Consider the following 4,905-nt stretch of genomic DNA (forward strand, 5'->3'; position numbering starts at 1 on the left):
CGCTGCTCGGCGGCGGCGGGGCCGACACGCTGGATGCGGCGGCGGGGCATGACAGCCTCGGCGGCGGCAGCGGCGGCGACACGCTCTCCGGCGGCACGGGCAACGACACGCTGGACGGCGGCGAGGACGCGGACACGCTGAGCGGTGGCGCCGATCGCGACAGCCTCGATGGCGGGGCGGGGTCGGACACGCTGTCGGGCGGCGCCGGGCACGACACGCTCGATGGCAATGCCGGCACCGATGTCGCGATGTTCAGCGGGAACATCGCCGACTATGCCATCGCGATCGACACGCTGGCCGGCACCGTCACCATCGAGGACCTGCGGCCGCTCTCGCCCGACGGCACCGATGTGCTGCGCAACATCGAGGTGGCGAGCTTCGCCGATGACGACCTGGTGCTCGTCCCCGGCGGCGGCGTGACGCTGATCGGCGGCGACGGCCCGGACACGCTGGAAGGCGGCCCCGCGGAGGACAGCATCGCGGGCCTGGCGGGTGCCGACAGCCTCTCCGGCCTCAGCGGGCCCGACACGCTGCTCGGTGGCGCCGATGCCGATACGCTGCTCGGCGGCACCGGCTCAGACCTGCTGGTCGGCGAGGGCGGGCCGGACAGCCTGGATGGCGGCACCGGCCGCGACACGCTCGATGGCGGCGACAGCGCCGATACGCTGGCCGGCGGCGGCGGAGCGGATTCGCTGCATGGCGGCCTCGGTGCCGATGTCCTGAGCGACAGCGAAGGCGCCAACAGCATGGACGGCGCGGGCGGCGCGGACACGCTGACCGGCGGCGGCCTGCTGATGGGCGGCGAGGGCGACGACGTCATCGAGTATGTCGCCCTCGGCGCCACCACGGTGCAGGGCGGCGTCGGCCGCGACCGCATCAGCCGCAAGGAGGCCGCGGCCGGCGGCGCGCTGCTGGATGGCGGGGATGACGAGGACACCGTCATCGGCACCAGCCACGCCGAGACGCTGCAGGGCGGCGGCGGCGACGACACGCTCGATGCCGGCCGCGGCGACGACGTGATGCAGGGCGGCGCCGGCAACGACACGATGGATGCCGGCTTCGGCGACGACACGATTGATGGCGGCGAGGGCGACGACCTCGTCGTCTTCGGCAGCGCCATCGGCAACTACACGATCCTGCGGCGGGGGATCGACGCCGACGGCGGCAGCCGGCTCGCGGTCTTCGACAACCGCGACAACAGCCCGGACGGCGTGGACTTCCTGGATGGCGTCGAGGCCCTGGCCTTCGGCGGGAAGACCTACTTCGTCGCGGATATGAGCTTCGACGGCTACCTGCTGATCGGCACCGACGCCGACGACCTCATGGAAGGCACGCCCTTCTACGACTGGATCCTCGGCCGCGCCGGCGACGACACGCTGCAGGGTCTCGACGGCAATGACCGGCTGGAGGGCGAGGAGGGCGCGGACAGCCTGCTCGGCGGCGCCGGGCGGGACCTGCTCGATGGTGGCGGCGGCAACGACACCGCCGATGGCGGCAGCGGCGAGGATACGCTGTTCGGCGCCGAGGGCGACGACCTGCTGCGCGGCGGCACCGAGAACGACCGGCTGCTCGGCGAGGAAGGCGACGACACGCTGGAAGGCGGCGACGGGGCCGATACCCTGTTCGACGACGAGGGGTGGAACGCGCTGTACGGCGAGGCCGGCGCCGACACGCTGGGCGGCCTCGGGCTGCTCGATGGCGGCGACGGCAACGACCTGTTCCAGTACATCGCCTCCGGCGCCACCACCGTGCTCGGCGGGGCCGGCAACGACCGGATGCTGCGGCTGTCCGGCAATCTCAACGGCACGGTGCTGGATGGCGGCGCCGACGACGACAGCATCGCCGGCTCCCGCTTCGCCGATGTGCTGTTCGGCGGCACCGGCGCGGATTCGCTGGATGGCGGCGACGGCGCCGACAGCATGGAGGGCGGCGACGGCGCCGACACCATCGAGGCCGGCGGCGGCAACGACACGATCGATGGCGGCGCCGGCACGGACCGCGTGATCTTCACCGGCCGGCTGGAGCAGTACACAGTCCTGCGCGACGGCGACGACCTGCTGGTGCTCGACAATCGCCCGATCCCGGCCGATGGCGACGACAGGCTGCGCGGCGTGGAGGTCCTCGGCTTCGCCGATGGCGTGCTCTTCGCGCCGGGTGGCGCGAATACCGGGCTGCTGCGGCTCGGCGGCGCGGCGGCCGACACGCTCGCCGGCAGCGATGCCGGCGACCTGATCGAGGGGCGCGAGGGCAACGACGTGCTGGTCGGCCTCGCCGGCCATGACCGGCTGCTCGGGCAGGACGGCGCGGACAGCATCCTCGCGGGCGACGGCAACGACTCCGTCCATGGCGGCGCCGGCGCCGACACGCTGGACGGCGGCGCGGGCGACGACCGGCTGGACGGCGGCGACGAGAACGACCTGCTTCTCGGCGGCACGCAGAACGACACGCTGGTCGGCGGGCATGGCGCGGACACGCTGCGGGGCGGCGAGGGCGCCGACTCGCTCGAGGACACGAGCGGCGTCAACGCGATGTTCGGCGAGGGTGGCGCGGACACCATCGCCGGCAGCGGCCTGCTCGACGGCGGCGATGCCGACGACGTGCTGCGCTACATCGCCGCCGCGACCACCACCGTGCAGGGCGGGGAAGGCAATGACAGCATCGCGCGCCTGTCGGGCAATGGCGGCGGATCGCTGCTGGATGGCGGCGGCGGCGACGACACGGTGCTCGGCTGGATCCTCGGCGAGACGCTGCGCGGCGGCGAGGGCGCCGATTCGCTGTATGGCGCCGACGGCGACGACAGCCTCGAGGGTGGCAGCGGCGCCGACACGCTGACCGGTTGGGGCGGCTTCGACACGCTGCGCGGCGGCGAGGGCATCGACATCGCGATCTTCCGCGGCAGCCGCGCCTTCTACACCGTGGTCGGCGACCAGACCGGCATGACGGTCTACGACAACATCGAGTTCACGCCGGACAACACCGACGTGCTCTACGACATCGAGATCGTGATCTTCAGCGACCAGGTCGTGCAGGTGGCGGATGGCTTCTCCGGCCTGCTGGTGGATGGCACGCCGGGCGACGATGCCGGGCTGACCGGGACCATCCTGAACGACACGATCCGCGGCTTCGACGGCGACGACAGCATCGTCGCCATCGCCGGCGCCGACTCCCTGGAAGGTGGCGCCGGCGCGGACACCATCTCCGCCGGGGCGGGCCATGACGTGGTCGATGCCGGCGACGGGGACGACCTGGTCTCCGGCGGCGCCGGCGCGGACAGCCTGCTGGGCGGGCAAGGCGCGGACAGCCTGGCGGGCGAGGCCGGGGCGGACACGCTCGATGGCGGCAGCGGCGCCGACACGCTGGAAGGCGGGGAGGGAGACGACCTGTTCCTCGCCGACGACGCGGCGGATGTCGTCATCGAGGCGCCGGGCGGCGGCACCGACACGCTGCGCACGGCGCTGTCCTGGACACTCGGGGCCGAGTTCGAGAACCTCGAGCTCACCGGCGCGGCCGCGGCCATCGGCACCGGCAACGGCCTCGCCAACCTGCTTGCCGGCAATGCGGGCGCCAATCGCCTCCGCGGGCTCGGCGGGGCCGACACGCTGCTGGGCGGGCATGGCGACGATACGCTGGATGGCGGCAGCGGCGCGGACCGGATGGAAGGCGGCGCCGGCAACGACATCTACACGGTCGAGAATGCCGGCGACGTCGTGGCGGAGGAAGCCGGCGCCGGCCTCGACCTCATCGTCGCGACGCTCGGCTGGACCCTGTCCGAGCATGTCGAGAACCTCACGCTGCTCGGCAATGCCGCGATCGACGGCACGGGCAATGCGCTCGGCAACCGCATCATCGGCAATGGCGCGTCGAACCGCCTGGCCGGCGAGGATGGCGCGGACACGCTCGAAGGCGAGGCGGGCGACGACACGCTCGACGGCGGCGAGGGCATGGACCGCCTGGTGGGCGGCGCCGGCAACGACGTGTTCGTCGTCACGCCGGGGGACGTGATCGTGGAGGCGCCGGGCGGCGGCGTGGAGACCGTGCTGTCGGCCACGACCTGGTCGCTTCGCGCCACGCTCGAGAACCTGATCCTGACCGGCGGCGATGCGGCCAATGGCAGCGGCAACACGCTCGACAACCTGCTTCGCGGCAATGACGGGGCGAACCGCCTCTTCGGGATTGCCGGCGCCGACACCCTGGAGGGCGGGGCGGGCGACGACACGCTCGATGGCGGCATCGGTGCCGACCGCGCGGAAGGCGGGCTCGGGAACGATCTGTACGTGGTTGACGATGCCGGGGACGTGGTCGTCGAAGCGGCCGATGGCGGGCTCGATGCGGTGATCGCCACCCTCTCCTGGACGCTGACGGAGGGTCTCGAGACGCTGCTGCTGCGGGGCGGGGCGATCGCCGGCACCGGCAATGCGCTCGACAACCGGCTGGTCGGCACCGGCGCCGCCAATCTGCTGCGCGGCGAGGAGGGTGCGGACACGCTCGACGGCGGCGGCGGCGCGGACACGATGCTCGGCGGGGCAGGGGACGATACCTACCTGGTGAACAGCGTCCTGGATGTGGTGGCGGAGGAGCCGGGCGCGGGCATCGACACGGTGCGCACCACCGTCTCGCTCGTGCTGTCCGACGGCGTCGAGCGCCTGGTGCTGATGGGCGATGCGCCGCTGCAGGCCACCGGCAATGCGCTCGGCAATGCGATCTCCGGCACCGGCGGTGCGAATCTGCTGGCCGGGCTCGGCGGCAACGACATCCTCAACGGCTTCGACGGCGCGGATACGCTCGAGGGTGGCGAGGGCCGTGACCGCCTGCTTGGCGGCGCCCCCCCCCCCCGGCGGGTCGGCGGCGCCCGGGGGGGCCCCCGGACGGGCGGCGCCGGGGGGGGCCGGGTGCGCCTCGCCCCGC

At 73.4% G+C, this 4,905-nt stretch carries 1 protein-coding gene; it reads left to right on the forward strand.

What is annotated here, in order from left to right; genetic code table 11:
• Positions 1-4,905, forward strand: a 4,905-nt coding sequence (locus AC1MIR_RS03525) for a beta strand repeat-containing protein (protein ID WP_480027050.1), incomplete at both ends; no start/stop codon positions are given.

It is taken from the genome of Falsiroseomonas sp. RANM36 (genome assembly GCF_056682175.1).